Source organism: Sphaerisporangium perillae (assembly GCF_023276435.1).
In the GTDB taxonomy this organism is placed as follows: Bacteria; Actinomycetota; Actinomycetes; order Streptosporangiales; family Streptosporangiaceae; genus Sphaerisporangium; species Sphaerisporangium perillae.
In genome coordinates this window covers 1-21,973 of the sequence record NZ_JALLPO010000067.1, presented here as the reverse complement: position 1 = coordinate 21,973, position 21,973 = coordinate 1, and the positions used below count along the sequence as shown (strand labels likewise).

The window sequence follows — 21,973 nt, the reverse complement described above, 5'->3', positions numbered from 1 at the left end:
TTCGCCTGTTGCCTCCCGCGCGGTGGCGTGGGAGAGGGGCGGGCCGGCCGGTCGGTCAGTGACTGCCGGCGAGGGCGGCGTCGTACTGCGCGTCGGTGACGGGCTCCAGCCAGGTGGTGCCGTCGCCGTTGCCGTCACCGACCACGAGGGCGATGTGCGCCATGAGGTTGGTGTCGGTCGCCCCGTGCCAGTGCTCCTCGCCGGCCGGACACTTGAGTGTCTGCCCGGCGCTGATGCGCACGACGCTGCCGTCACGGGTGCCGACCAGGCCGACGCCATCGGTGACGTAGAGGACCTGGCCGTTGGCGTGGGAGTGCCAGTTGGTGCGGGCGCCGGGAGTGAAGCGCACCAGGCCGGCCGCGAGGCGGGCGGGCTCGGTGGGGGCCTCGATCATGTTGAGGTAGACGTCGCCGGTGAAGCGCTCGGCCGGGGCCTTCATGGTGGGGGTGGAGGCAATGTGTTCCATGGCTCTATTCCTTCATCGTGAGGGGGCTTGGCGTCAGCGCGGTCAGGCGGCGTTACGGTCGTCTGCAATCGCCTTGAGCTGGTTGATCGCGGTCATGGCGTTGGGCCAGCCCGCGTAGAAGGCGAGGTGGGTGATGGCCTCGGACAGCTCCTCGACGCTCAGGCCGTTGTCCAGGGCGACGCCCAGGTGGTAGCCGAGCTGCTCGGAGCGGTAGAGGGCGGCCAGCACACTCACGGTGACCAGGCTGCGGTCGCGCGGGGACAGCCCGGGGCGCTCCCAGACGTCGGCGAAGAGCACCTCGTTGGTGACCTCGACGAGCTTCGGCGCGATGGCGGCAAGCTCCTGGGGTGCGGACTGCTTCGGCATGTGCTGACTCCTTGATCAAAACGGTGCGGGCCGGTCAAGACCACTGTGTGGCGGGGACGGTTCTTCGGCAGCCGCCACAGCCCGGGATCCGGGGGTCTCAACCGCTGCCGATATCGAGGAAACCGCAGATCAGAGGTGAGGGAGGGCCTGGGCCTACAGGTACTGAGAGGACCCCCCACCCGTGAGCCGACCGGCTTAGCCTGGAATGCGTGAGCACCGAGAGCGACATCCGCGAGTTCCTGGCCTCCCGCCGCGCCAAGATCACCCCGCAACAGGCCGGGCTGCCCGCCTACGGCGGAAACCGGCGCGTGCCGGGCCTGCGCCGCGAGGAAGTCGCCCTGCTCGCCGGCGTCAGCATCGACTACTACGTCCGCCTGGAACGCGGCCACATCGCCGGGGCCTCCGAGGAAGTCCTCGACGCCGTCGCAGGCGCGCTCCAGCTCGACGACGCCGAACACGCCCACCTCTACGACCTGGCCCGCACCGCCGCCAAACGCCCCACCCACCGCAAGCGCGCCCGCGGCCCCCTCCCGGACAGCGTCCTGCGCGTCCTGGACTCCATGACCGACTCACCGGCCTTCATCCGCAACGGCCGCCTGGACATCCTCGCCGCCAACCCCCTCGGCCGCGCCCTGTACGCGCCCCTGTTCACCGAGAACGCACCCCTCCCCGTCAACATCGCCCGCTTCCAATTCCTCGACCCGCGCGGCCGCGACTTCTTCCCCGACTGGGACGAGTCCCTGAACACCACCGTCTCCCTGCTGCGCACCGAGGCCGGACGGGCCCCGCACGACAGCGACCTCACCGGACTCGTCGGAGAGCTCGTCACCCGCAGCGAGGACTTCCGCACCGCCTGGGCCAAGCACAACGTGCGCCTGCATCACACCGGCCGCAAAGCCTTCTACCACCCCGCCGTCGGCGCCCTCACCCTGAACTTCGACGCAATGGAACTGCCCGCACAGCCCGGCCTGACCCTCACCGCCTACACCGCCGGACCCGGCAGCCCCGAGCACGACGCCCTACAACTCCTCGCCACCTGGGCCGCCACTGAGAACATCTCGCCCACCAGCAGCCCCGGCACCGCCGATCGACAGAACCGGTGAGCGCCGCGTGATGGTCACGGAGCATGACTGGCCGCTCTCGTAAACGACCGATCGCAACACGTTGGGAGAAGACCCCGGTTCGGTGGCCGTCCTCGATAACTTGCGGGAAGTCTCCTTCTCGTTAGTTACCTTGCTCGGTCGATGCGCAACAGATCGCTATTTTTGATTTTTGATTTCTAGAAATTAGAAACTGCTACGATGCCGGTGTGGCGATCAAGGCGGCGGGTGATGAGCACAGCGCGCGCGGTGACCGGGCCGGGGAGGGTCCGGTGACGGGCGGGGTGACGGCGTGCAAGCACTGCGGGGCGGCGATCGAGCGGCGCGGCGGCCGCGGCCGGCCCAAGGAGTACTGCCCGCAGAGCGACTGCCAGGCCGCGGCCAAGAGGGAACGCGAGCTGCGCCGCGCCACCCCGGGCCTGGAAGGGGCCCTGGCCCGCGCCGAGGATCTGTACGATCGCATGGAGAAGGGGCTGGCTGCGGCCATCGCGCCGCTGGCGCAGGTGCTGGCCGACGAGCTGAGCCCCGCCGGGGTGGAGGCCAAGCTGAGCGCGGTCCAGGCCGAGGCGCACACGCGCGTGGCCATCGCCCGCACCGAGCGGGAGCAGGCCTTCGAGCAGGTACGGCTGGCGCGCGAGGCCAGCGAGCACGCCCGCAGGGAACGCGACGAGATGCGCGAGCGAGTACGCGAGGCCAACGCCGACCGCGACACCGCCCTGTCGGACGCCGAGCAGGCGCGCGAGCAGGCGCTGGCCGCCCTGCGGGAGGCCGCCACCACCGAACGGCACGCCAAGCAGGCGGCCGAGGAGGCCAACCGGCGCGCCGCCCGGGCCGAGACGGCGCGCGACCAGGCGGTACGCGAGATGGGCGAGCGGGCCGAGGCCTCGGCGGCCGAGGTGCGGGAGGCGCGCGCCGAGGCCGTCCTGGCGCGGCGGCTCGCCGAGGAGGCCGAGCGGCGCGCGGAACAGGCCGGCAGCGAGCGCGACGCCGCACGCACCGAGGCCGAGCTGGCCCGGCGGGCCAGGGTGGAGGCCGAGCAGGCGGCCGCCGCGGCGATCGCGCGGGCTCAGGCCGCCGAGGCCGAACGGGGCCGGGCGGAGACGCGGGCGGAAAGCGCCGAGCAGGCCAGGGCCGACGCGGTGGGGGAGGCCGCGCGGTCCGCCGCCGACGCCGCCCAAGCCGCCGCCCGGGCGGCCGGGGCCGAACGGCGGGCCGAGGCCAGTGTGCGCGCCGCCGGGGAGCAGGCGGCCGAGGCGGTGGCGAAGGCCCGTGAGAGCGAACGCGCCGCGGTCGCCGAACGCGACCGGCTGGCCGCCCTTCTGGAGGTCGAGCGGGCCAGGGTCGAAGACCTGCGGGCCCAGACCGAGACGCTCCGCGCCGAGTCCGCCCAGCTACGCGAGCGCGCGGTCACCGCCGAACTCCGCGGTTGACCAGCAAGACGCTTCCCGCCGAGCCCGCCCGGGCGCGCTCTTCCAGCGCGCGGGGCGCGCTCCTAGGCAGGTCTTCCCGGGTGACGTTGGCCTTGCCCAGGCCCCGGCGGGTGTGGAAGTCGTCCAGCGCGGTGAGGGCGGAGTTGACGTAGACGCGGCTACGTTTGGCGGGGCCGTCGTGTAGCAGCCACATGCGGTAGTCGCGCACGGCCCAGTCACGCGCCTGCGGATAAGGAATAGCCCCGGAGTTCCTGCGGGTCTCTGTAGTCCGTTAGGCCCCAGGGTCAGGGCATAGTCCATGTAGAGGATGTCGGCCCGGCGGTTGATGGAATCTCAGGATTGGTGAAGCTTCTTCCTATTCGCTGAGGTTGTTGCAACGGTGGTGAAGCCGAGGAGTCGCGTACCGGCCTGCCCGAGCTCTCTGGACGTGGCTCTCGCGGCAGCGACTGCTGATGATCGGCGACTCCAAGCTGATCTCGTATGCCAACCTGGCCGTGATGGCGGGTGAGCAGGTCGGCTTCATCGCGCCGGCCTCCAAGGTCTATGTCCCGATGCAGATGCTGCGCGGACTGGATCTGGCCACTGCCGCCCACGTCGAGTACATCGCTCAGCGTGATGCGGGCAAAGCGGCCGACCAGCGCGGCACCTGGCACGTGCGCGAAGACACCATGACACTGGCCGGTCCCCGCAAGAAGGACCCGATCTTGCAGTTGGGTGGCGGGCGGCGGGCGTTGCGTGATCCTGATGCCGACGACGCCGACGACGCCGACGACGCCGACGACGCCGACGACGAGGATTGACGGGGGACGCACGCCTCGTCAGTGCAACGCGCGTCGGCTCAGTCTGCGTTCTGTGCGCCGAAACGCAGGCCGTCGAAGAGGATCTCCGTGATGCGCACGGCTTCGTCCCGCCAGCCCTCCGTGGCATGCATGCCGCAGATGCCCCCCAGCGCGCGCAGCAGTGTGCGTCCGCTGACGTCGCCACGGATGGTGCCACCTGCTGCGCCCACCTTGAGTAGCTGATCGAGAGCCTGTGCCATCTGCATGCGGGCGTCGTCGAAGATCGGTGAATCCGTCGCCATGATGCTCTCCAGCGCGACGGCCATCCCCTTGCCCACGGCTGCGTGCTCCACGAGCAGCAGCAGGAATCGTCGCAACGCCTCGTCCGGGGCATGCCGGTTGAGAAGTTGCGCGGGTGCGGCGCATAGCTCGTCGACCTCCTGGCGGTAGACCTCCTCGACGAGGGCTTCGCGTGTCTCGAAGTGGCGGTAGAACGTGCCGACCGCCACTTCAGCTCGCCGGGCGATCTCTTCTACATGAGCGCGCCGGGTCTACGCCAGCCCGGCCGGACACCCCTTCTGCCTCCGGTCGGCCTGAGCTGCGCTGTTCCGTAAGGGGATCCCCCACCGGAACACCGAGCGATCAGGCTGAGCGCACAGGTCAAGGTGTTCCGTTTAGCTGTTCCGGGAACTGGTGATGGGGGGCTATACGGAACACTTGAGGGCGTGAACGGAACCCGCGTCGGCTACGCCCGCTGCTCGACCGACGAGCAAGACGTGATCATCCAGACCGAACAGCTCCTGGCCCTCGGCGTCCCCGAAGACCGGATCTATATCGACCGCGGCTTCTCCGGCACCACCCGCCGCAACCGCGCCGGACTCGACCAGGCCCTCGCCGCCGTATGGGACGGCAGCGTCTTCACCGTGACCAAGTTCGACCGGTTCGCCCGCAACATGGCCGAGGCCAACGAGATCCTCACCGCCCTGTCCGGCCGCGGTGTCCTGTTCGGCCTCGGCACATCCGTCTACGACTGGAACGACCCGTTCGAGCGGCTGTTCCTGCAGACCCTCGCCATGGTCGCCGAGTTCGAGGCCTGTGGGGCTCAATAATGGGACTCGATGTCTGACCTGCCGATTCTCGGTGGTTTCAGCTGGCGATCTGGTGCTCGTTGAGGATGAGCATGCTGTCCAGGAGTTCGCGGCATAGGGTGCCGATGGTCCTTCGGGCCACGACCAGGTCACACAACACCAGTCCGACGGTGTCGGTGCGCCAGCGAGCGGTGGAGAAGAACCGGTGCGCGCGGCAGTGATGCCAGACTCGTTCCAGACCGGCGCCCAGCAGCATCCCGCACACCGTGCGCCGGGCTCGGCATTGGCGCTGGGTGCGGCGCAGCCGCACGGTCGTACCTCAGCTGTTGTTCCCCGGCCCGGCAGGTGCGGTGCCGCGCTCCCGCCCACACCACCACGCCGTCCTGGGGCAATGCGCCCAGGCCGTGATGCGGGCCGGGCGGGCGTCGGCCTGCTCAAACCACGCCGCGGCCGCCGCGGAGATCAGCGTCGCGACCGGCATCTGCCGCTGAAGGGCACGCTTGCGCGCTGGATAGGCCCGCATCCCCCATGCCGGCGAGCAACACCGCCGCCGCGCCGTGGATCCGGCCCGCAACCGCCGCCCGCACACCGCACACTTCCGGGGCTTGCCCACCACACCGGCCATCTTCCATCACCACCACGGCGAGGGCCAGCAGTGCTCGACCGCTTCATTCCTGAGCGGAGGCCTGCGTGTGTCTTAACACCGGCAGGCGACGATCGCCGTTCTGCCGGGCTCGATGGTGAACGCGCAGGTGCGTTGATGGCGGCTTCAGGCCCCCGCCGGTCCGACGTAGTCGGTGGCGGCATAAACCTGCAGGAGCCTGTCGACTCCGCGCAGGAAGGTCTCGCAGATCAGTACCGGGTCGAACAGGCAGCCGGCGGCCATGGCGCCGTCGCGCATCATCACGAAGTGGCGGGCGGCGGGCTCGGCGCCGGTCTCCTGGATCCTGGCCAGCAGTTCCGTGACGGTTTCCAGGAACCATTGGCGGTGGGCGAGCACGGCCTTGCGCACCGGGGACTCGAGGTCGGGATACTCGGCGGCAGCGTTGAGGAACGCGCATCCCCGGAAGCCGGGGGACTGGATGCCCTGGGCGATGGACGTGCTGAGGGCCCGGATGGTGTCGGCGGCCGGTAGTCCGGCGGCGAAAGCCTCGTCCGCCTGGCCTCGCATGGCCTGGTCGACCTCGTTCAGGTAGGCGAGGACAAGGTCTTCCTTGCCGGGGAAGTGCCGGTAGAGGGTGGCTCGCGTCACCTGCGCTTCGGCGACGATGCGATCGATGCCGACGGCGTGGATGCCCTCCGCGTAGAAGAGCCGGGTGGCTGTGTTGAGCAGCCGGGACCGCGCTTCGGACGGCCGGCCTTCGGATTGGCTGCGCATGCCACCATCCTAGTGGGTAGAACGTTCGGTCTTGACAGTCTGCGCCGAAGATTGCCATGCTTTGCGGAGATAGAACGTTCTGCCTCGCAGAAGAGTTGGTCCAGTGGCTCGTCGTCTTTCGAGTACGGACCGCCCCGATGTCCATCGGTAAGGCCGTGGTCAAGGACGTGCTGCGCAGCATCAACGGCCCGATCATCCTGGTCGGTCACTCGTACGGCGGCCTGGTGATCAGCAATGCTGCGTCGGCGATCCCGACGTCAAGGCCCCTGGTCTACGTGGCCGCTTGGAGTCAAGGTCAACACGATGAGCATGAGGGTGCCACAGGTCCCGTTAGCTGGAGATCAGTCCCTCAAGAAGAAGGTGGCCGCCTGACCGCAGGCGCCGGCCGGGCGTGCCCGTTGCGTGCCCGTTGCGTGCCCGTACGGTCGGCGACCGGTGGGGATTCACGGGGACTCACGGTCACTCGACCCGCATAGGCTCAGGTCAGCGTTTCCGCAGCTCAGACTGTATGGTGGTGAAGGCTTCCCAAGCTGACAGCGCGGGTTCGATTCCCGTCACCCGCTCCACGAGCAAAGACCCAGGTCAGGGAGTATTTCCCGAGCCGGGCCGGTTTCGTTTCAGCGCTAGATCTCACGCGCGTGCCAGATTCGTGCCAGATCAGCCGATCTTGGTACTGAGGCCGCCGGGGGAGATATACCCCCACGGCGACCCCTGGCCTCCCCCCATGATCTGGTGCAGCAATTCGACAGCCGCCAGCCACACAGGCACTCCGACCATGGGGTTGGTCAGAAAGCCCGCAACCACTGTGACCTGCTTCTGACGCGGTTTCGAGGACCTGCCGGGGTTCATGGAGTACGTGGAGCGACGAGCCCGTCGCCCGCTCACGGACGGGGAAGCAGGGCCCGGTACTCGTCCGGCAACTGGACGGTCATGTCGAAGAACTCCTTGTCCGTAATGGCCTCGCGCAATGTGGCGAACACGGCGGCGGCATGTTCCCGCGCCTGGTCAAGGGACACGCCCTCCCGCTCAGCCACCCGGCGCAGAAACTCCTCCAGCCTCATCCGTGTGGCCGTGCCGGAGCGACCGGCGATGCCCCGCCTCAGCGGTGGGTGCAGCCGGACTGGCAGTTCGCGGATGAGGTCCCTAACCTCGCCTGCGGCGATGCGCTCGGCGAGCGTCTCCAGCACGGCCGCGGTGGCGCGTTCGGCGCCCTCGGCGTCGAGCCCGGTCCGTCTGGCGACCCTGCTGAGGAACTCCGAGGACCGCATGACCTCCACGTGCCGCCGCTGGGCCTCGGCCACCAGGGGGTCGAATTCCTCCGGCAGGTCCGCCGCCAGGTCGGCCACCTCCTTGGCGTCCAGGGCGCCGCCCAGCGCCCAGAAGACGGCTCGCGCGTGCCGTTCGGCCTCCTCGACGTCCACCTGCTCCCGCTCGGCCACGCGCCGGAGGAACTCGTCGACGTCGAAAGCCTCGGGGCCCTTGTCCGTGTAGACATACGGCTTCAGCTCGGCGGGCAGTTGCCGGAGCAGGTCGCGGCTTTCGCCCTTCGACAGGCGCCGCGCGAGCGTCTCGAGCGTCGCCTGTATGGCGCGCTCGGCGGCCTCGGCGTCCAGGCCGGTCTGGCGGCTCACGATTTCGAGGAACTCTTCGTAGTCCACGTCCGCGCTCCTCACTCGTCACAGCATGCATAGGTTTCTCGTGGTCAGCTACCCGCCGACCACGGGGACGCATATCCAGCTCAAAGCGGTGTTTCCAGAAAATGACACTTCCGTAGCCCTGGGTTCCCCGGGACGGGTGTGCACCGCAGTCGGCCGAGCCTGTCCCGGGAGGAGCACATGACCACGCACCTACGCAGGGCATCGCTGCCACGACACCTTGCGCCGCGGACGGCAAGAGCGTCACGCCATGGCGGCGGTGGCGCGCTGACCCGGCTTCCGTCACGGAGGGGCGACACGGTGGAGCAGGTCGCTCTCCGTGGCCTCGATCACCTCTTGGAGGTGCAGGCCGCGGACCGCGTCCAGCTCGTGTCGTCTGCGTTGCTCCGCCGCGTCCGTGAACTCCCGGTACATCGTGTCGACGGCCCCCCGGCCGGCCGTCGCCGCCACGCCGTCGATGTCGGCCACGCCGCCGGGACCGAACACCTCGATCTCGGCTCGTTGCCGCACAGGCTCGGGTGAGGCGTACATCGAGATCTCGCTGTACGTCCCGCCCTCGTGCTCGAACATCATCCCGAACCAGCCGGTCGGCTCTCCGTGGGCGTGGACGCCGACCACGCGGCCGAGCGCGGCGTCGAGGAGATCCAGCAGGTCGGGGCCGAGGTCCCCGCGGAGAACGCTCAGCCCTCTCCGCCACGGGCGCGGATCGGGAGGGGCCGCCGCCAGGACGCGGCCGCTGGCCCCCTTCGGCCAGGTCTTCGGCACGGCTCCGGACAGGAACCGGCGGATGACCGGAGAGTAACGCCAGGTCAGCGCGAGCTGCGAGACGGTCCCCTCGGCAGCCTCCGCCAGACGCTCCGCGCCGGCCAGATCTCCGGCGACGGGCCTTTCGAGGAGTAACGCCTTGCCCCGCCGCGCTGCGACCTCCGCCAGCTCGGGCTGGACGGGAGGCGGCACAGCGAACACAACCGCGTCGCAGTGGTCGAGCAGTTCGTCGAAGCGGCCGAACACCGGCACGTCGTACCGGGCCGCGAGGACGCGCGTGGCGTCCGGAGACCGCGCCCAGATGCCCGCGAAGTACGCGCCGCCACACGCCGCGATGGCGGGTGCGTGCACCTTCGCCGCCCGGTGCCCGGCACCGGTGAGGCCGATGGCGATCGCCATACCGTCCACTCTAGACGCGGTCTCACCTGCGCGGAAGCATAGGCTGGCTGGTAGCCACCTGGGGAGGTAGCCATGCGTACGACTACGCTGCCGTCCGGCGAGCAGGTCGTGGTCCTCGGCCAGGGAACCTGGCGCATGGCCGAGGACCCGTCGCTGTGGGACACCGAGATCAAGGCGCTGCGGCTGGGCCTGGAGCTCGGCATGACCCTGATCGACACCGCCGAGATGTACGCCGACGGCCGGGCGGAACGCCTGGTCGGCGGGGCGATCGCCGGCCACCGCGACGAGGTGTTCCTGGTCAGCAAGGTCCTGCCGCAGAACGCGACCCGCACGGGCGCCATCGCCGCCTGTGAGGGAAGCCTGCGCCGTCTGGGTACCGACCGGCTGGACCTCTACCTGCTCCACTGGCGGGGCCGGGTGCCGCTGGAGGAGACACTGGCCGCCTTCGAGCAGCTCGTGGCCTCGGGGCACATCAGGTGGTGGGGCGTCAGCAACTTCGACGCCTCCGACATGGAGGATCTCGTCGCGCTCGCCGACGGCTCGGCCGTGCAGACCGACCAGATCCTCTACAACCTCGCCAGGCGCGGTCCCGAGTACGAGCTGATCCCCTGGTGCCACGAGCGCGGCATTCCGATCATGGCGTACTCGCCGATAGAACAGGGCCGGTTGCTCGGCCACCAGGCGCTTCTCGACGTCGCGGACCGCCATGAGGCGACCCCGGCGCAGGTGGCCCTCGCATGGGTGCTCAGGAGCGACGGCGTGATCGCCATACCGAAGTCGGGCGTGCCCGCCCACGTGGAGCACAACGCGGCGGCCGCGGCCATCCGGCTCACCGACGACGATCTCCTGCTGCTGGATGCGGCGTTCCCGCCGCCGCTCTCACGGCGGCCGCTCGAGCGGCTCTGAGCCTCCCGTCGACGTCGGCGGACGAGGAAACATCTGATGTCGAATTACATCACCCTCAGGGGGAACGCCCGTAGTGAGACCGAGCGGAACCTCATGGCCGACGCGGCCGAGCACGCCGGAGTGCCGCGGTTCATCCACGTCTCCTGCATGGGCGCGGGCCAGCGACCGCCCACGGAGAGCGACGGCACCTGGGCGGCCTACATCGCGGCGAAGAGCGCCGGCGGGCCGGCCAGTCGATCTCGCCCGGGCAAGTCCGGCCTGTTCGGTTGACGAGGTTCAGTTCCGCACGCCAGGGCGAGGGTAGACAACAGACATGTGCCGCTGCCTGGCCTATTCCGGCTCGCCGATCGCGCTCGAGAAGCTCGTTTACGAACCGGAGCACTCGCTGATCGACCAGAGTCTCCACGCCAGGTACGGCGTGGAGACGGTCAACGGCGACGGATTCGGCGTCGGCTACTACGGCGACGGCGAGGCGCTACCCGCCGTGTTCAAGGACACCAAGCCCGCCTGGGGCGACCGGAACCTCCGGGAACTCGCACGCCACGTCCGGTCGCCACTGTTCATGGCGCACGTGCGGGCGTCATCAGGAACGGCGATACAGCAGACGAACTGCCACCCGTTCCGGTACGGCAGGTGGCTGTGGATGCACAACGGCGAGATTTCGGGGTTCAGCCGGCTCAAACGCGAACTCGTCCTGGCCATCCAACCGGACCTGTATCCGGCGATCGAGGGGTCCACGGACTCGGAGGTCATGTTCTTCCTGGCGCTCACACTCGGGCTGTCCGGGGACCCGCCGGGGGCCGTGGAGCAGATGGTCGGTCTCGTCGAGGAGACGGGGCGGGCGCATGGCATAGCGCACCCGGTCCAGATGACGGTGGCCACGTCGGACGGCGAGCGGCTGTGGGCGTTCCGCTATTCCACCGAGCATCGGTCCCGGTCGCTCTTCCACAGCACTGACAGGCAGTGTCTCCGGGAGCTTCACCCGGAGGTGTTCGAGTTCATGGAACTCTCCGCGGACGCGCGGGTCGTCGTGTCCGAACCTCTGCGCGACCTGCCCGGGCTGTGGCTGGAGGTTCCGGAGTCGACGTACACCGTGATCGAGCACAGCTTTACCGAAATGTATCCCTTCCAGCCGAGGCTGCCCGAGTAGTCGACCGCGGGCGAGGAGCGCCGGTACGACGTGAGGTCCATACGCCGGCTTTAGCCGTGGCTTTCCCGGGCTGTAAGCGCCGCCTGCCAGACTTGCTGCCAGTCTGGGGGCTCGGCGGGCGGCCGGAGGGAGTCGAGGTGGCGTCACAGGAAGGCGCGAACGATGGGCATCGACCGGTGTGGGTGAACCCGCTGTTCGGGGCGGCCGACCCGGTCGCCGGAGTTACGTCGCTCCCTCCCCGGCGGCGGCTGCCGGAGGATCCCATGGCGCCGGCCACCGCGGCCCGACTGATTCGCGACGAGCTGATGCTGGACGGGAACCCGCGGCTGAACCTTGCCACCTTCGTGACGACCTGGATGGAGCCGGAAGCGCACGCGCTCATGGGCGAGACCGTCGACAGGAACCTCGTCGATAGGGACGAGTATCCCGCGACGGCGGAACTCGAGCAGCGTTGCATGCTGATGCTCCGCCACCTGTGGAACGCTCCCGAGTCCGAAGCCCGGCTCGGGACATCCACGATCGGGTCGAGCGAGGGCTGCATGCTCGGCGGGATGGCGCTGAAACGCCGCTGGATGCGCCGCAACGCCGATCGCCACGCCGCCGGGGCACGCCCCAACCTGGTGATGGGCACCAACGTGCAGGTGTGCTGGAAGAAGTTCTGCAACTTCTGGGAGGTGGAGCCCCGCCTGGTCCCGATGGAGGGCGACCGGTTCTATCTGGGCGCCGAACAGGCCGCCGAACAGTGCGACGAGAACACCATCGGCGTGGTGGCCGTCCTGGGTTCCACGATGGACGGGAGCTACGAGCCGATCGCCGACATCTGCGCCGCCCTCGACGCGCTGGAGGAACGCACAGGGTGGCCCGTGCCCGTGCATGTGGACGCCGCGTCGGGCGGCATGATCGCTCCCTTCCTGGAGCCGGAACTGGAGTGGGACTTCCGACTTCCCCGTGTCGCCTCGATCAACACCTCGGGTCACAAGTACGGGCTGGTCTACCCGGGTCTCGGGTGGGTCCTGTGGCGGGACCAGGAAGCGCTCCCCGAGGACCTGGTCGAGCACGTGAACTATCTCGGGGGCGACGTGCCCACGTTCTCGCTCAACTTCTCCCGGCCCGGATCGCAGGTCGTCGCGCAGTACTACACCTTCCTCCGGCTCGGCCGGGAAGGCTTCCGCCAGGTGCAGGGAGCCGTCCGGGAGGTGGCGACACACCTGTCGGGCAAGATCGAGGCGCTCGGCTGCTTCCGGCTGCTCACCCGCGGCGACCAACTGCCGGTGTTCGCCTTCACCACCACGGACGACGTCACTCAGTTCAACGTGTACGACGTGTCGCGGCGGCTCCGGGAGTCGGGCTGGCTCGTGCCGGCCTATACCTTCCCGCCCAACCGGCAGGACCTGCCGGTGTTGCGTGTGGTGTGCCGCAACGGGTTCTCGCTCGATCTGGCCGACCGGCTGGTCGACGACCTGCGCACCCTACTGCCGTGGCTGCACAGGCAGCCAGGACCCATGTACGGCCCGGAGAACGCGACGAGCTTCCACCACTGACCGCCCGGTCCGCTCCGTACTGCTCACTCCGTGACCTTCTGAAAGTCGTCCGGCAGTTGTGACATGGCGTGGTCGAAGGCCCCGTCCGAGACCGCGTCCCGCAACGTCAGCAGGGCGGTCCGGACGCCTCCCCGCGTCTCCTTCACGGTCACGCAGACCATCCCGCACCGACGGCTCCATCCGGCGAAGAAGGCCTATTCGGCAGGTCTTGATGTTTTTTGCAGCAATTTGTACCGGAATGTCGTCACCTGAGTCGGGACGGCCGGGAATGACTCCACCGGGATCGGCCGCTTGCGCGGGCAAGGCTTCGGAGAGGAACGAGATGGCACACGAGCCGCTGTCACTGGCTGACGCGATCGACGTCATTCGGGGCGAAATAGGCAAGGCGCGCATCAGAGCCGAGGTGTTGGGTGAAGAGATCCGCTTCAACGTCGGCACGGTGGAGCTCGAAGTCCTGGTCCAGCTCACCCGTGGCGGCAAGGGCGAGAACGACGTGGTGCTCGAAGTTGTCGAAGCGGGCGGCTCCAAAGGAGGCGACACCCACCGCATCACCTTCCCGCTGACTCCCGTTTTCGAGCCCCGCAGCTGAGCCTTCGTCGTCAGGGGCACGGCTTCCGGGCCGGTGGGAGGTGCGTGAGCCTGTGCCGCGCAAGAGTGGTCCCGCCGACGCAGGCACCAGCGGTTGCGGGCCGGATAGGGGGAGGTTGCCCAGAGTCTGAGGCGATCACACCGACCGTGGTGGGACCTGGATCGGCATGTCCCCCGAACCAGGGCAAACCCAAGCTGACACGGCACCAGAGAGGGGAGAGGCTCCGCCTCGGACCGCCGAGGTCGGTGGTTGCTCTGGTAGATCGGTGCGGGTGAGGTTGGCTTCAATGATCGAGGAACGGCGGCCGGTTGAGGTACACGCGAGCACGGGCCCGGGTCGGGATACGTTTCCCTGACCTGGGCCTTCGCTCGTGGAGCGGGTGACGGGAATCGAACCCGCGCCGTCAGCTTGGGAATCGCATGGATCACGCCTCGTAGGGCCCGCTGACCTGCGAGACGATCTGCCTGTCACCTCGTGGATCCGTTCTCCACCCAGGACGTCACCTCTCCTCTGTGCTTGAGCCGGATGCGGGGGCCAACTCGCACGTCACTCTGAGGGGGCCGGGGCCGCAGCAATGCGCCCCGGCTACCCGGCAGGTCACCCCCTCTCTGTCAGACTGTTGTACGAATGGCTACGCATGACGTGAAGCCCCGGGCAGGCTGGCTGGGGAAGGACGCCGAGCAGGCACGCGGCGGCCGACGGCCGCCGCGCTCGTTGAGATCAGCTCGCGGACGGCGGGGTGGTCACGGGCTTGCCGTCCACCTCATAGTGCGCGTCGATGACGGTGCACGGTTTGACCTGGCCCTCGACCAGCAGGCCGCGGAATCTCAACAGGGCCCGTGGCCCCTCGGGAACGCGGCCCGACTCGGCGATCTCCATCACCAGGGTCTGGCCCTTGCCGATGTACTGGGGCTGGATCTCGACCTTCTCGCCGTTGACATCGACCACCTTGTGGTGGATGGAGTCCCCCCACTCCTGGATCGTCTTGGGGGTGCCCCCGACGAGGGTGCCCCTGTCCATCGCGCAGGTCTTCTTGAGCTTGAGATAGGTGACGTCGGCGGTGACGCCCATCTTCTTGAGGTCCTGCTCCAGCTTGTCGGCGTCCTTGAACTCGTTGACCTGCACGCTGATCGTGCCGTCGTCGTTCTTGCTCACCGCGTAGGCCGGGCTCTCCGTGCCCGTTACCAGCGGCACCGCGATGGCCGCGGCCGCTGCGATCCCCGCCGCCACCCCCAAGAACACGCGGCGCCCCGCGCGACGGCGTCGGTTCTCCCGCGCGGTGAATTCGGCTTTCAGATCCATCAGCAACTGCTCCTCGAAACTCATTTGACGGTCCCTTCCATGACGAAAGGCAGGTCCTTCAGCGTCCGGCGAGCGCGGTGCAGTCGCACCATGGCGGTCCCCGACCGAATGCCCAGGGCGGCCGCGGCCTCCGTGACCGTCAACTGGTCGATGACGACCAGTTCCAGTACGGCGCGCTCCCCATCCGGAAGATCGGTCATGGCCATGAAGGCGCGCCTGGCGGGCCGTTCCGCGTCGATCCGCTCCTCCAACCGGCTGATGTCGTCGGTGTCCAGCTGCCTTCGCCTGCTCACCCGGTCGGTCAGCTGGGACTCGCGCAACGCCCGGCGCCGTTCGGCCGAGAGCGTGTTGCGGGCCACGCCGTACAGCCACGCGACCTCGCTGCCCCACCCCGGTCGGTAGGTGTGGGCGGACTCCATCACTGCCAGGAACACATCCGCCACCAGGTCGGCGACCATGTGAGGGTCATCGACGCGGCGGGCCAGGAATCGCGTGATCCCCTCGACGTGCCGCCGATAGAAGGCCTCGAGCGCCACGATGTCCGTGGCGAATTCCGCCTGTTGACGACGCACCGGCCTGCTCCTTTCGTCGATCTACACCTGTACTTGGTAGGAGGCGGTTAAAGGCTTACAAAGAGGGCGGGGAGCCGAGTGGTAATCACGGCTGTCCGGTGAGATCCCGGCCTCCAACGGCGGAGCCCCCGCACGGCCGGCCATCATTGCGCCTTCGTCCGCATCGAAGACAGAAACGACGGCTTCGAGGGGCTCCTTCACGGCCCTTGAGCAGCAACCGAACGGCCAACGGCGTTAGCGAGTAGACCGGGGCGCGGTTACCGCCGCCCAGCGTCGGATGCGGGTCGTGTCGGCGGGGGTCCGGTCTTGTAACGGTTCGGTTGCTCTGAGTTGATTACCTGTGGGTCGGTCCTACTTTGCGGCGCATGCCGGTTGAGTTCCTGACAGATGATGAGGCCGCGGCGTACGGCCGGTACGCGGGGGTGCCGTCGCAGGCGGACCTGGAGCGGGTGTTCTTCCTCGACGATGAGGACCGGGTGCTGGTCGATCGCCGCCGTGGTCCGCACATGAAACTCGGGTTCGCTCTGGAGCTGGTCACGGTCCGCTGGGTCGGAACGTTCCTCGAGGATCCGCTGGACGTGCCGGTGGCGGTGCTGGATTTCGTGGCCGGACAGCTGGAGATCGATGATCCGTCGCAGGTGAAGCGGTACACCGAGCGGGCGAAGACGAAGCTGGATCATCAGTGGGAGATCCGGCGGGTGTACGGGCTGAAGGAGTTCACCTCGGTCGAGGCGGAGCTGCGGGAGTGGGTGGCGGCTCGTTCGTGGACGTCGGGGGACGGCCCGAAGGTGCTATTCATGGACGCGGTGGCGTGGCTGCGGGAGCGCAGCGTGCTGCTGCCGGGGTTGAGCACGTTGGAGCGGCTGGTCGCCCAGGTCCGCGACGACACGACCAAGCGGTTGTGGGGTGTGCTGGAGGGCCGGTTGACGGTGGGCCAGCGGTATGTGCTGGACCAGCTGCTGGAGGTGCCGCCGAGGGAGCGGTTCTCCGATTTGGAGAGGTGGCGCAAGGGTCCGGCGCCGCGTGGCAGCGGCCCGACGATGGTCAAGGCGCTGGAGCAGGTCGCTGAGGTGCTGGGGCTGGGCATGGCGGATCTGGCCGAAGGAAGCCTGGTGCCGCATCGGCGGCTGGCGGAGCTGGCCAAGTACAGGAAGGACATGGCCCGCCTGTCACCCTTCGTGCACAAACACCTCGGGGTGCATGGCGCCTACAACTTCCTGCTGCCCGACCTGGCCCCAGGCGCCATCCGCGACCTGCGAGACCCCGACGCCTCAGACGATGACGAAGATGACACCTGAGATCGATATGAACACGTCGGCGGGCCGACCGACCTCAGCACGCCACCCAGGCAACCGCCGGCACGGCCTGCTGGCCTTCGGAGTGAACCCCAGCCCGGCCTTGACCTCGAACCCGGTCTCAACCGAACTCCGGCCCTCTCTCATCGGGCGTTAGGGGAGGGTCAGGATGACCGGTCCGTCGTCGGTGACGGCCACTGAGTGCTCGACGTGGACCGTGCGGCTGCCGTCTCCGCTGCACAGGGACCAGCCGTCCTCGGCCATCGCGTAGTCGTCTCCGCCTCCGGCCATCAGGCTGGGCTCGATGGCGATGACCATGCCGGGGCGGAGCCTCAGGCCGTGCCCTCGACGGCCCTCGTTGGGTACCCACGGGTCCTCGTGCATGGCCCGCCCGATGCCGTGGCCGGCGAAGTCGTTCTGGATGCCGTAACCGGCCGCGCGGCCGATGCGGGACATGACCTGGCCGATATCGCCCAGCCGCGCGCCCGGCACGGCCTGCTTGATTCCGGCGGCCAGCATGCGCTCGGCCGTCGCGATCAGGTCGCCGTCGCCCTGGCGAGCCCGGCCGACGCAGAAGCTGACAGCGGCGTCGGCATGCCAGCCGTCGATGTGGGCGCCGCAGTCGATGCTCAGCAGGTCGCCGTCACGGAGCCGGTAGCCTGTGGGCAGGCCGTGCAGCATGACCTCGTTCACCGAGGTGCAGATCACGCCAGGGTAGGGAGTGGCACCGAACGCCGGGTGGTAGCCGAGAAAGGACGATCCGGCCCCGGCCTCGTGCATGATCTGGCGGGCCAGTTCGTCGAGCTCGCGCAGAGACATCCCGACGGTCGCGTGCGAGCGGACCTGCCTGTGTACCGCCGCGACGACCCGGCCGGCCTCACGCATCACCTCGATCTCGCCGGCGGTCTTGAGCTCGATCAACTCCTGCCTCCTTCTTGATTCCGATAACTATACCGGTATTAGTATTGGGCTCATGGTACGCGAACCGTTGTCGATCGCCGACCGCCTGCGCGGGGAACGGCTGGGCGACCTGCTGCGCGAGGCCAGGGGTTCACGCAGCATCACCGACGTGGCACTCCGGGCCGGGATCTCCCCCGAGACGCTGCGGAAGATCGAGAGGGGCCGTATCCCCACACCGGCCTTCTTCACGGTCGTCGCCGTCGCCGGGGTTCTGGAACTGTCACTCGACGGACTGCTGGCTCAGGTCAGCCTGTCCGAAACGGCCGCCGAAGCCACGGGCGAAGCCGTCGCGAACACTCCGGCCGACGGCGCGCGCAGAGCCGCAGGATGATGGTCCGGCGGGATGACCAGCGGCCCGGCCGCCAGAACCTCCCGCACCCGCGTTTCATAGGTCCTCGCCTATGAAACACCGGAACCACGCGAAGCCGACCAGGGCGTTCCCGGCCGGATTCCGTTTCATAGGTCGGTGCAAACTCCTGGACGTTTGCAACACCAGATGAAACGCTCCGAGGGGTGAGCGACGACGACTTCCAGCGGGTCGAGGTCAACGACTGCCCGATGTCCTCCTGCGCCGCACCGGCCGGATCACCGTGCCGCACCGGCAAGGGCCGGGTCGCCGCCCAGTACCACACCGCCCGGTTCCGGCTCGTCCCCTCCTTGGCCAAGGCCCTGAACGTGGCGGCCCCGCCCGCCCGCAAACCAGGCTCGGCCTGGGTCGAACTACCTCGTCCGGTCAACGCGGGAATCGCGCCGGCCGGGCACGCGCGGATCGGCTACGCCCGCGCGTCGACCATCCGCCAGTCCCTGGCCACTCAGCTCGACTCGCTCAAGGCCGCCGGCGTCACCCGGATCTTCCACGAGAAGATCTCCACCCGCGCCACGGCCCGGCCCGAACTCGACAAGGCCGTCGCCCTGGCCCGCGAGATGCGCGCCTCCGGCGACGCGGTCACCCTGGTCGTCCACGAACACAAACGCCTCGGCCGCGGCATCGAGCTCGCCAGCCTCGCCGAACAACTCAAAGCCGACGACATCGGCCTGGAGTTCCTCACCGGCGAACTGCAAGGCACCCACGACCCCTCCGGCGTGGTGTTCACCGTGCTCGCCGCCCTGTCGGGGATGGAACGCGAATACATCCGCGACCGCACCCTCGAAGGCCACGAATCCGCCCGCTCCCGCGGCAAACACATCGGCGGCGCCGCCGTCACCGACCCCGCCATGCTCTCCATGGCCCTCCACCTACGCCAGCAAAACCACAGCCTCCGCGTCATCGCCAACCAGCTCATCATCACCAAAGGCAAGAAGACCGGCCAACACCCCTCACCCGCCACCGTGCTGCGCATGCTCCGCGACCACGACCAAGCACACCCAGCCGCATCGGAACGGCCAACGGCGAAAACTCCCTCCCACCCGGAGCGCTAACGCCGTTGGCCGTTCGGTTGCTGCTCAAAGGGCCGTGGACCGCACGAGTGAGTGGGGCAACCCCTACCGGATCAAGCCCGACGATCAGCCGGGCACATGGCGCGTCATCGGCCCCGGGAGGGGCGGCCCGCACACCGGGTTCGCGGTCCCGGCCGCAGCCGCGGAATACGAGCTGGAGCTGCGAGCCGAGCGCCAGGCCGAGGGGATCGCCGCCGCCAAGCGCCGCGAGGCCACCGGTGCCATGCTGCCCGGCAAGAAGAAGACCGGCCGGCCGCGCGTCATCGGCCCCGCCGAGTTGGCCACACTACGCCGCCTGGTCGACGAGGGTGTCTCGATCACCGAGGCTGCCCGCACCCTCAAAATTGGCCGCTCCACCGCCTACGCGGCACTCGCGGGACGCTGACCAGCAGCTATCCCACCCGCATCCCGCTTCTGTCCTTCGGGGCCCTAGCAAGATCGTTCTCATCGATAACGGCTGTCCGCCGGTTCCTCAACCCCGGTCCAGCAAAGGCGGGCAGTGGATCAGCAGGAGGAGATCCTGGCCCGGCACACCGGGCGCGGCGTCCTGGACATCCGCCGCGGCATCGAACGCGACAGCATCTTCACGGCGGAGCAGGCCCGCACGTACAACCTCATTGACGACATCTACCCCAGCCGCAAACGCGTCACGGCGGCGGTGGCCTAGGAGGCGCAGCTAGCCGGGACCAGCTTGCGTAGCGTGCTGAGCTGTTTGGCGAAGGGAGTGGTGGGCGGCAGCCGCCAGGTCTGGATGAGCTTTTCCGCGGCGTCGAGGTGGGCGACCTCCTCGCAGCCGGCGACCTGGAACTCGAGCTGGCCCCATTTGAGCTGGGTATCGATGAGGATACCGGTGCGCTGGACCGGCGCGTTCTCCCGGTTGAATTCGGGCCTGGCAGTGAAGACGTCCAGGGCGCGCTGCATCTGGGCGCGCCCTTCGGGATACCGCTGGAGGCCGAAGAGGATCAGGGCGCGCTGCCTGACCGCCGCGGTGTACTCCTGGACGTTCCTGGCGTTCTCCTCGGCGTGCGCGGTCATCCGCAGCGCCCTGGTGGTCTCGCCCGACTGCCACAGCTCCTGGGCCACGGCGTAGAACTCCACGGAGGTGACCAGGCGGGGGATCGTCTCGGCCAGGTCGGCGGCTTGGCGCGCGAGCATGACCCGGTCGGTGTTCAGGCTGCTCGACACGTTGGCGTAGTAGTCGACGGATTCGGTGCCTGTGGCCTTGGCGCTGTCGCGTACGGTGGCGAGCACCTCGCGCTGGATCGCGGTGAGCCGCTGAACCAGCGTGGTGAGCTTCTCCCGCTTGGCCTGGTCGTCGGCCTGCGACAGGTCCCGGCGCGACAGCACCGAGAACACGGCCGACACTGCGAGGGCGACCAGCGCGATGATCGTGGCGGGCTCGCGCCACCAGGGCTTGGCCCTGCGGGCGGCCTCCACCTGCAGCGCGTCGATCTCCCGGCCGCGCAACTCGAGCTGTTGCTCCAGTTGCTCGACGTGTACTTGGAGCGCTCCAAGACCTCTGGCCTGCCGGAAGTTCTGGGTGGCGACCGAGTCCTCTGTCCCTGCAGCGGTCACGATCTGATTGACTCATGATTGGATACCCACGAACAACCCTTTAACCGAGCTTGTAAAGATTTGCGTACTAAGCAGCGGGAATGGGTCGGGGCGGTAACCGCCAGGACCTCGCGGCATATACCCCTCTTGAGGCTCTCCGCTCGGGTTCGTGTCATGAGCCCCAGTGCGCCACGAAGCGCTGATCTGTCCGTACGGAGGTGAAAGACCGCCGTTGCTCTGTCGTCGTGGTGGCGGAGCAAAGCTGGAGGCAACCCAACCCTGGAATCGGTGGGGAGGGTGGGAGCAGCCTCGACAAAGTCGGGTCGGCCCAGCACTAGCGGATGGGCCGGGCCTTCATACCATCCTCGCCCGCTTCGAGAGGGCATCGGCTGGCTGGAGTCCCGTTGGGAAGACCTTGACACCCCAGCGAGGAAGGCCGGCGCTGGCTGGACTACCGGCCGCTGGGCAGCATGGCGGCCGGGCAATACGACGCCGCCGGCGCCGGTGTCGAAATCCAGACGCCGCAGGACCCCGATACCGAGATCCGCGCGCTGCCGGCGGCCGGAGAGGGACCCTACATGGAGTACAAGCGGCAGCTGCCCGACACCACCTTCGACAGCAAGCGCAAGATGCTCAAGACCATCACGGCGTTCGCCAACGGCCACGGCGGCACCATCATGTTCGGCGTGGACCCCGATGAGGTGACCGTCGTCGGCCTCAAAGAGGACTACAAGGACATCCGGGATCGGCTGGATCAGCTCATCGAGGGCAACATCACGCCCCCAGATCCCGGCTACCGCATCCAGCCGCACACCGTGGGCGACAAGCTCGTGGTGATCCTGAAGGTCGAGGCCTGGCAAAACACCGCAAGTCGACATAGCCGAACGGTCGATCTCAGGCCCGCCTCATCCTGGTCAGCGCGAGCGGCTGGGCGGGGGCCTGCCGCTCCGTTACGGGTGTTGAGGCCGCTGGTTGGTGACCTCGCAGTAGCCGGCCCCGCAGATCTGCTCGACCTCGGCGTCCATCATCCGATGGGCCCACTCATGGATCATCTGATCCGCCCTACGCTTTCCGGACAGCTGCTTAACGGCTAATTCACGCTGCGAGCTGCTGGTTCAGGTACTCGTCGTGGACCTGTTGCGGGGTCCGGTAATCGAGTCCTGAGTGGCGGCGCCTCGAATTGTATCGGAATTCGATGTAACGAGCAACGTCGCGGCGGGCTCGTTCGCGAGTCGGATATT

27 protein-coding genes and 3 pseudogenes are annotated in these 21,973 nt (G+C 68.5%); 16 read left to right on the top strand and 14 right to left on the bottom strand.

The window, feature by feature from the left end:
* Nucleotides 1-55: 55 nt before the first annotated feature.
* Together MYF83_RS39540 and MYF83_RS39535 are read right to left on the bottom strand one after the other, a co-directional pair.
* On the bottom strand, nt 56-466 hold the full coding sequence (locus tag MYF83_RS39540) for a (R)-mandelonitrile lyase (RefSeq protein WP_248965946.1): 411 nt from the start codon (nt 464-466) through the stop codon (nt 56-58).
* 42 nt (nt 467-508) lie between these two features.
* Nucleotides 509-832 carry a carboxymuconolactone decarboxylase family protein gene (locus MYF83_RS39535; protein WP_248965945.1) on the bottom strand — a complete coding sequence of 108 codons (324 nt, stop codon included), beginning with the start codon at nt 830-832 and terminating at the stop codon, nt 509-511.
* A 209-nt stretch (nt 833-1,041) separates the two neighbouring features.
* Here MYF83_RS39535 and MYF83_RS39530 point away from each other — a divergent pair, with 209 nt between their 5' ends.
* Both MYF83_RS39530 and MYF83_RS39525 read left to right on the top strand, forming a co-directional pair.
* Nucleotides 1,042-1,935 (top strand): helix-turn-helix transcriptional regulator, encoded by an 894-nt coding sequence (locus tag MYF83_RS39530; RefSeq protein ID WP_248965944.1) that lies wholly within the window; start codon nt 1,042-1,044, stop codon nt 1,933-1,935.
* A 206-nt stretch (nt 1,936-2,141) separates the two neighbouring features.
* Nucleotides 2,142-3,362, top strand: coding sequence for a coiled-coil domain-containing protein (locus tag MYF83_RS39525; protein ID WP_248965943.1), 1,221 nt, complete (start codon nt 2,142-2,144; stop codon nt 3,360-3,362).
* On the opposite strand, the gene MYF83_RS39520 is transcribed toward MYF83_RS39525, so the two are convergent.
* Nucleotides 3,340-3,570, bottom strand: coding sequence for a hypothetical protein (locus MYF83_RS39520; protein WP_248965942.1), 231 nt, complete (start codon nt 3,568-3,570; stop codon nt 3,340-3,342). The two genes, MYF83_RS39525 and MYF83_RS39520, sit on opposite strands and share 23 nt — an antisense overlap.
* A gap of 244 nt (nt 3,571-3,814) precedes the next feature.
* Here MYF83_RS39520 and MYF83_RS39515 point away from each other — a divergent pair, with 244 nt between their 5' ends.
* Entirely contained in the window at nt 3,815-4,162 is a 348-nt protein-coding gene (locus tag MYF83_RS39515; protein ID WP_248965941.1) for a hypothetical protein, read from the top strand.
* A 38-nt stretch (nt 4,163-4,200) separates the two neighbouring features.
* Here the strand turns inward: MYF83_RS39515 and MYF83_RS39510 are convergent.
* Nucleotides 4,201-4,671: pseudogene (locus MYF83_RS39510) on the bottom strand (TetR/AcrR family transcriptional regulator); the annotation flags it as partial.
* A 195-nt stretch (nt 4,672-4,866) separates the two neighbouring features.
* Here MYF83_RS39510 and MYF83_RS39505 point away from each other — a divergent pair.
* Nucleotides 4,867-5,250 carry a recombinase family protein gene (locus MYF83_RS39505; protein ID WP_248965939.1) on the top strand — a complete coding sequence of 128 codons (384 nt, stop codon included), beginning with the start codon at nt 4,867-4,869 and terminating at the stop codon, nt 5,248-5,250.
* Between the two features lie 37 nt (nt 5,251-5,287).
* Here MYF83_RS39505 and MYF83_RS39500 read toward each other — a convergent pair whose 3' ends face one another.
* Both MYF83_RS39500 and MYF83_RS39495 read right to left on the bottom strand, forming a co-directional pair.
* The gene (locus MYF83_RS39500; protein WP_248965938.1) at nt 5,288-5,539 is read right to left on the bottom strand and encodes a transposase; all 252 of its coding nucleotides are present in this window, start codon (nt 5,537-5,539) and stop codon (nt 5,288-5,290) included.
* A 459-nt stretch (nt 5,540-5,998) separates the two neighbouring features.
* A complete protein-coding gene (locus tag MYF83_RS39495) occupies nt 5,999-6,607 on the bottom strand; it encodes a TetR/AcrR family transcriptional regulator (RefSeq protein WP_248965937.1) in 609 nt (202 codons plus the stop codon).
* Between the two features lie 56 nt (nt 6,608-6,663).
* On the opposite strand from MYF83_RS39495, the gene MYF83_RS44680 reads away from it, so the two are divergent.
* The gene (locus tag MYF83_RS44680; RefSeq protein WP_372500385.1) at nt 6,664-7,083 is read left to right on the top strand and encodes an alpha/beta fold hydrolase; all 420 of its coding nucleotides are present in this window, start codon (nt 6,664-6,666) and stop codon (nt 7,081-7,083) included.
* 405 nt (nt 7,084-7,488) lie between these two features.
* Here the strand turns inward: MYF83_RS44680 and MYF83_RS44075 are convergent, their stop codons facing one another.
* Both MYF83_RS44075 and MYF83_RS39485 read right to left on the bottom strand, forming a co-directional pair.
* Nucleotides 7,489-8,265: a DUF2267 domain-containing protein gene (locus tag MYF83_RS44075; protein ID WP_248965936.1), complete on the bottom strand. Its 777-nt coding sequence runs from the start codon at nt 8,263-8,265 to the stop codon at nt 7,489-7,491.
* A gap of 279 nt (nt 8,266-8,544) precedes the next feature.
* Nucleotides 8,545-9,426, bottom strand: a complete 882-nt coding sequence (locus MYF83_RS39485; protein WP_248965935.1) for a Gfo/Idh/MocA family protein — start codon at nt 9,424-9,426, stop codon at nt 8,545-8,547.
* Between the two features lie 72 nt (nt 9,427-9,498).
* On the opposite strand from MYF83_RS39485, the gene MYF83_RS39480 reads away from it, so the two are divergent.
* From MYF83_RS39480 to gad, 4 genes are all read left to right on the top strand, one after another.
* Nucleotides 9,499-10,332, top strand: coding sequence for an aldo/keto reductase (locus tag MYF83_RS39480; RefSeq protein ID WP_248965934.1), 834 nt, complete (start codon nt 9,499-9,501; stop codon nt 10,330-10,332).
* Between the two features lie 36 nt (nt 10,333-10,368).
* Complete coding sequence (locus tag MYF83_RS39475) at nt 10,369-10,602, top strand: hypothetical protein (protein ID WP_248965933.1); 234 nt, start codon at nt 10,369-10,371, stop codon at nt 10,600-10,602.
* A 43-nt stretch (nt 10,603-10,645) separates the two neighbouring features.
* A complete protein-coding gene (locus tag MYF83_RS39470; RefSeq protein ID WP_248965932.1) occupies nt 10,646-11,482 on the top strand; it encodes a class II glutamine amidotransferase in 837 nt (278 codons plus the stop codon).
* A gap of 137 nt (nt 11,483-11,619) precedes the next feature.
* On the top strand, nt 11,620-13,023 hold the full coding sequence (gene gad, locus MYF83_RS39465; RefSeq protein ID WP_248965931.1) for a glutamate decarboxylase: 1,404 nt from the start codon (nt 11,620-11,622) through the stop codon (nt 13,021-13,023).
* Between the two features lie 23 nt (nt 13,024-13,046).
* Here the strand turns inward: gad and MYF83_RS39460 are convergent, their stop codons facing one another.
* Entirely contained in the window at nt 13,047-13,175 is a 129-nt protein-coding gene (locus MYF83_RS39460) for a DUF2267 domain-containing protein (RefSeq protein ID WP_248965930.1), read from the bottom strand.
* Between the two features lie 170 nt (nt 13,176-13,345).
* On the opposite strand from MYF83_RS39460, the gene MYF83_RS39455 reads away from it, so the two are divergent.
* On the top strand, nt 13,346-13,612 hold the full coding sequence (locus tag MYF83_RS39455) for a trypco2 family protein (RefSeq protein WP_248965929.1): 267 nt from the start codon (nt 13,346-13,348) through the stop codon (nt 13,610-13,612).
* Nucleotides 13,613-14,332: 720 nt separating this feature from the next.
* Here MYF83_RS39455 and MYF83_RS39450 read toward each other — a convergent pair.
* Both MYF83_RS39450 and MYF83_RS39445 read right to left on the bottom strand, forming a co-directional pair.
* Nucleotides 14,333-14,938, bottom strand: coding sequence for a hypothetical protein (locus tag MYF83_RS39450; protein WP_248965928.1), 606 nt, complete (start codon nt 14,936-14,938; stop codon nt 14,333-14,335).
* Nucleotides 14,935-15,486, bottom strand: a complete 552-nt coding sequence (locus MYF83_RS39445) for an RNA polymerase sigma factor (RefSeq protein WP_248965927.1) — start codon at nt 15,484-15,486, stop codon at nt 14,935-14,937. The genes MYF83_RS39450 and MYF83_RS39445 overlap by 4 nt, the downstream gene beginning before the upstream one ends.
* Nucleotides 15,487-15,851: 365 nt before the next feature.
* Between MYF83_RS39445 and MYF83_RS39440 the strand changes: the two genes are divergently transcribed.
* On the top strand, nt 15,852-16,784 hold the full coding sequence (locus MYF83_RS39440; RefSeq protein ID WP_248965926.1) for a DUF4158 domain-containing protein: 933 nt from the start codon (nt 15,852-15,854) through the stop codon (nt 16,782-16,784).
* Nucleotides 16,785-16,934: 150 nt separating this feature from the next.
* Here the strand turns inward: MYF83_RS39440 and map are convergent, their stop codons facing one another.
* Nucleotides 16,935-17,702, bottom strand: coding sequence for a type I methionyl aminopeptidase (map, locus tag MYF83_RS39435; protein ID WP_248965925.1), 768 nt, complete (start codon nt 17,700-17,702; stop codon nt 16,935-16,937).
* A 52-nt stretch (nt 17,703-17,754) separates the two neighbouring features.
* Between map and MYF83_RS39430 the strand changes: the two genes are divergently transcribed.
* From MYF83_RS39430 to MYF83_RS39415, 4 genes are all read left to right on the top strand, one after another.
* Nucleotides 17,755-18,072: a helix-turn-helix domain-containing protein gene (locus MYF83_RS39430; protein WP_248965924.1), complete on the top strand. Its 318-nt coding sequence runs from the start codon at nt 17,755-17,757 to the stop codon at nt 18,070-18,072.
* 182 nt (nt 18,073-18,254) lie between these two features.
* On the top strand, nt 18,255-19,160 hold the full coding sequence (locus MYF83_RS39425) for a recombinase family protein (RefSeq protein ID WP_248965923.1): 906 nt from the start codon (nt 18,255-18,257) through the stop codon (nt 19,158-19,160).
* Nucleotides 19,161-19,194: 34 nt separating this feature from the next.
* The gene (locus MYF83_RS44070) at nt 19,195-19,563 is read left to right on the top strand and encodes a helix-turn-helix domain-containing protein (protein WP_248965922.1); all 369 of its coding nucleotides are present in this window, start codon (nt 19,195-19,197) and stop codon (nt 19,561-19,563) included.
* 114 nt (nt 19,564-19,677) lie between these two features.
* On the top strand, nt 19,678-19,845 hold the full coding sequence (locus MYF83_RS39415) for an ATP-dependent Clp protease proteolytic subunit (RefSeq protein WP_248965921.1): 168 nt from the start codon (nt 19,678-19,680) through the stop codon (nt 19,843-19,845).
* On the opposite strand, the gene MYF83_RS39410 is transcribed toward MYF83_RS39415, so the two are convergent.
* Entirely contained in the window at nt 19,842-20,753 is a 912-nt protein-coding gene (locus MYF83_RS39410; protein ID WP_248965920.1) for a hypothetical protein, read from the bottom strand. The two genes, MYF83_RS39415 and MYF83_RS39410, sit on opposite strands and share 4 nt — an antisense overlap.
* A 449-nt stretch (nt 20,754-21,202) precedes the next feature.
* Between MYF83_RS39410 and MYF83_RS44850 the strand changes: the two are divergent.
* Nucleotides 21,203-21,589 (top strand): annotated as a pseudogene (locus MYF83_RS44850) (AlbA family DNA-binding domain-containing protein); the annotation flags it as partial.
* A gap of 238 nt (nt 21,590-21,827) precedes the next feature.
* Here MYF83_RS44850 and MYF83_RS39400 read toward each other — a convergent pair.
* Nucleotides 21,828-21,973 (bottom strand): annotated as a pseudogene (locus tag MYF83_RS39400) (IS3-like element ISAar4 family transposase); the annotation flags it as partial.

Bases quoted from the DNA above. Each gene is read 5' to 3' on its own strand.
- MYF83_RS39470 (WP_248965932.1), top strand. From the start codon at position 10,646: ATGTGCCGCTGCCTGGCCTATTCCGGCTCGCCGATCGCGCTCGAGAAG.
- MYF83_RS39540 (WP_248965946.1), bottom strand. From the start codon at position 466: ATGGAACACATTGCCTCCACCCCCACCATGAAGGCCCCGGCCGAGCGC.
- MYF83_RS39485 (WP_248965935.1), bottom strand. From the start codon at position 9,426: ATGGCGATCGCCATCGGCCTCACCGGTGCCGGGCACCGGGCGGCGAAG.
- MYF83_RS39535 (WP_248965945.1), bottom strand. From the start codon at position 832: ATGCCGAAGCAGTCCGCACCCCAGGAGCTTGCCGCCATCGCGCCGAAG.
- MYF83_RS39455 (WP_248965929.1), top strand. From the start codon at position 13,346: ATGGCACACGAGCCGCTGTCACTGGCTGACGCGATCGACGTCATTCGG.
- MYF83_RS39450 (WP_248965928.1), bottom strand. From the start codon at position 14,938: ATGAGTTTCGAGGAGCAGTTGCTGATGGATCTGAAAGCCGAATTCACC.
- MYF83_RS39495 (WP_248965937.1), bottom strand. From the start codon at position 6,607: ATGCGCAGCCAATCCGAAGGCCGGCCGTCCGAAGCGCGGTCCCGGCTG.
- MYF83_RS39430 (WP_248965924.1), top strand. From the start codon at position 17,755: ATGGTACGCGAACCGTTGTCGATCGCCGACCGCCTGCGCGGGGAACGG.
- MYF83_RS39475 (WP_248965933.1), top strand. From the start codon at position 10,369: ATGTCGAATTACATCACCCTCAGGGGGAACGCCCGTAGTGAGACCGAG.
- MYF83_RS39440 (WP_248965926.1), top strand. From the start codon at position 15,852: ATGCCGGTTGAGTTCCTGACAGATGATGAGGCCGCGGCGTACGGCCGG.
- MYF83_RS39480 (WP_248965934.1), top strand. From the start codon at position 9,499: ATGCGTACGACTACGCTGCCGTCCGGCGAGCAGGTCGTGGTCCTCGGC.
- MYF83_RS39515 (WP_248965941.1), top strand. From the start codon at position 3,815: ATGATCGGCGACTCCAAGCTGATCTCGTATGCCAACCTGGCCGTGATG.
- MYF83_RS44680 (WP_372500385.1), top strand. From the start codon at position 6,664: ATGCTTTGCGGAGATAGAACGTTCTGCCTCGCAGAAGAGTTGGTCCAG.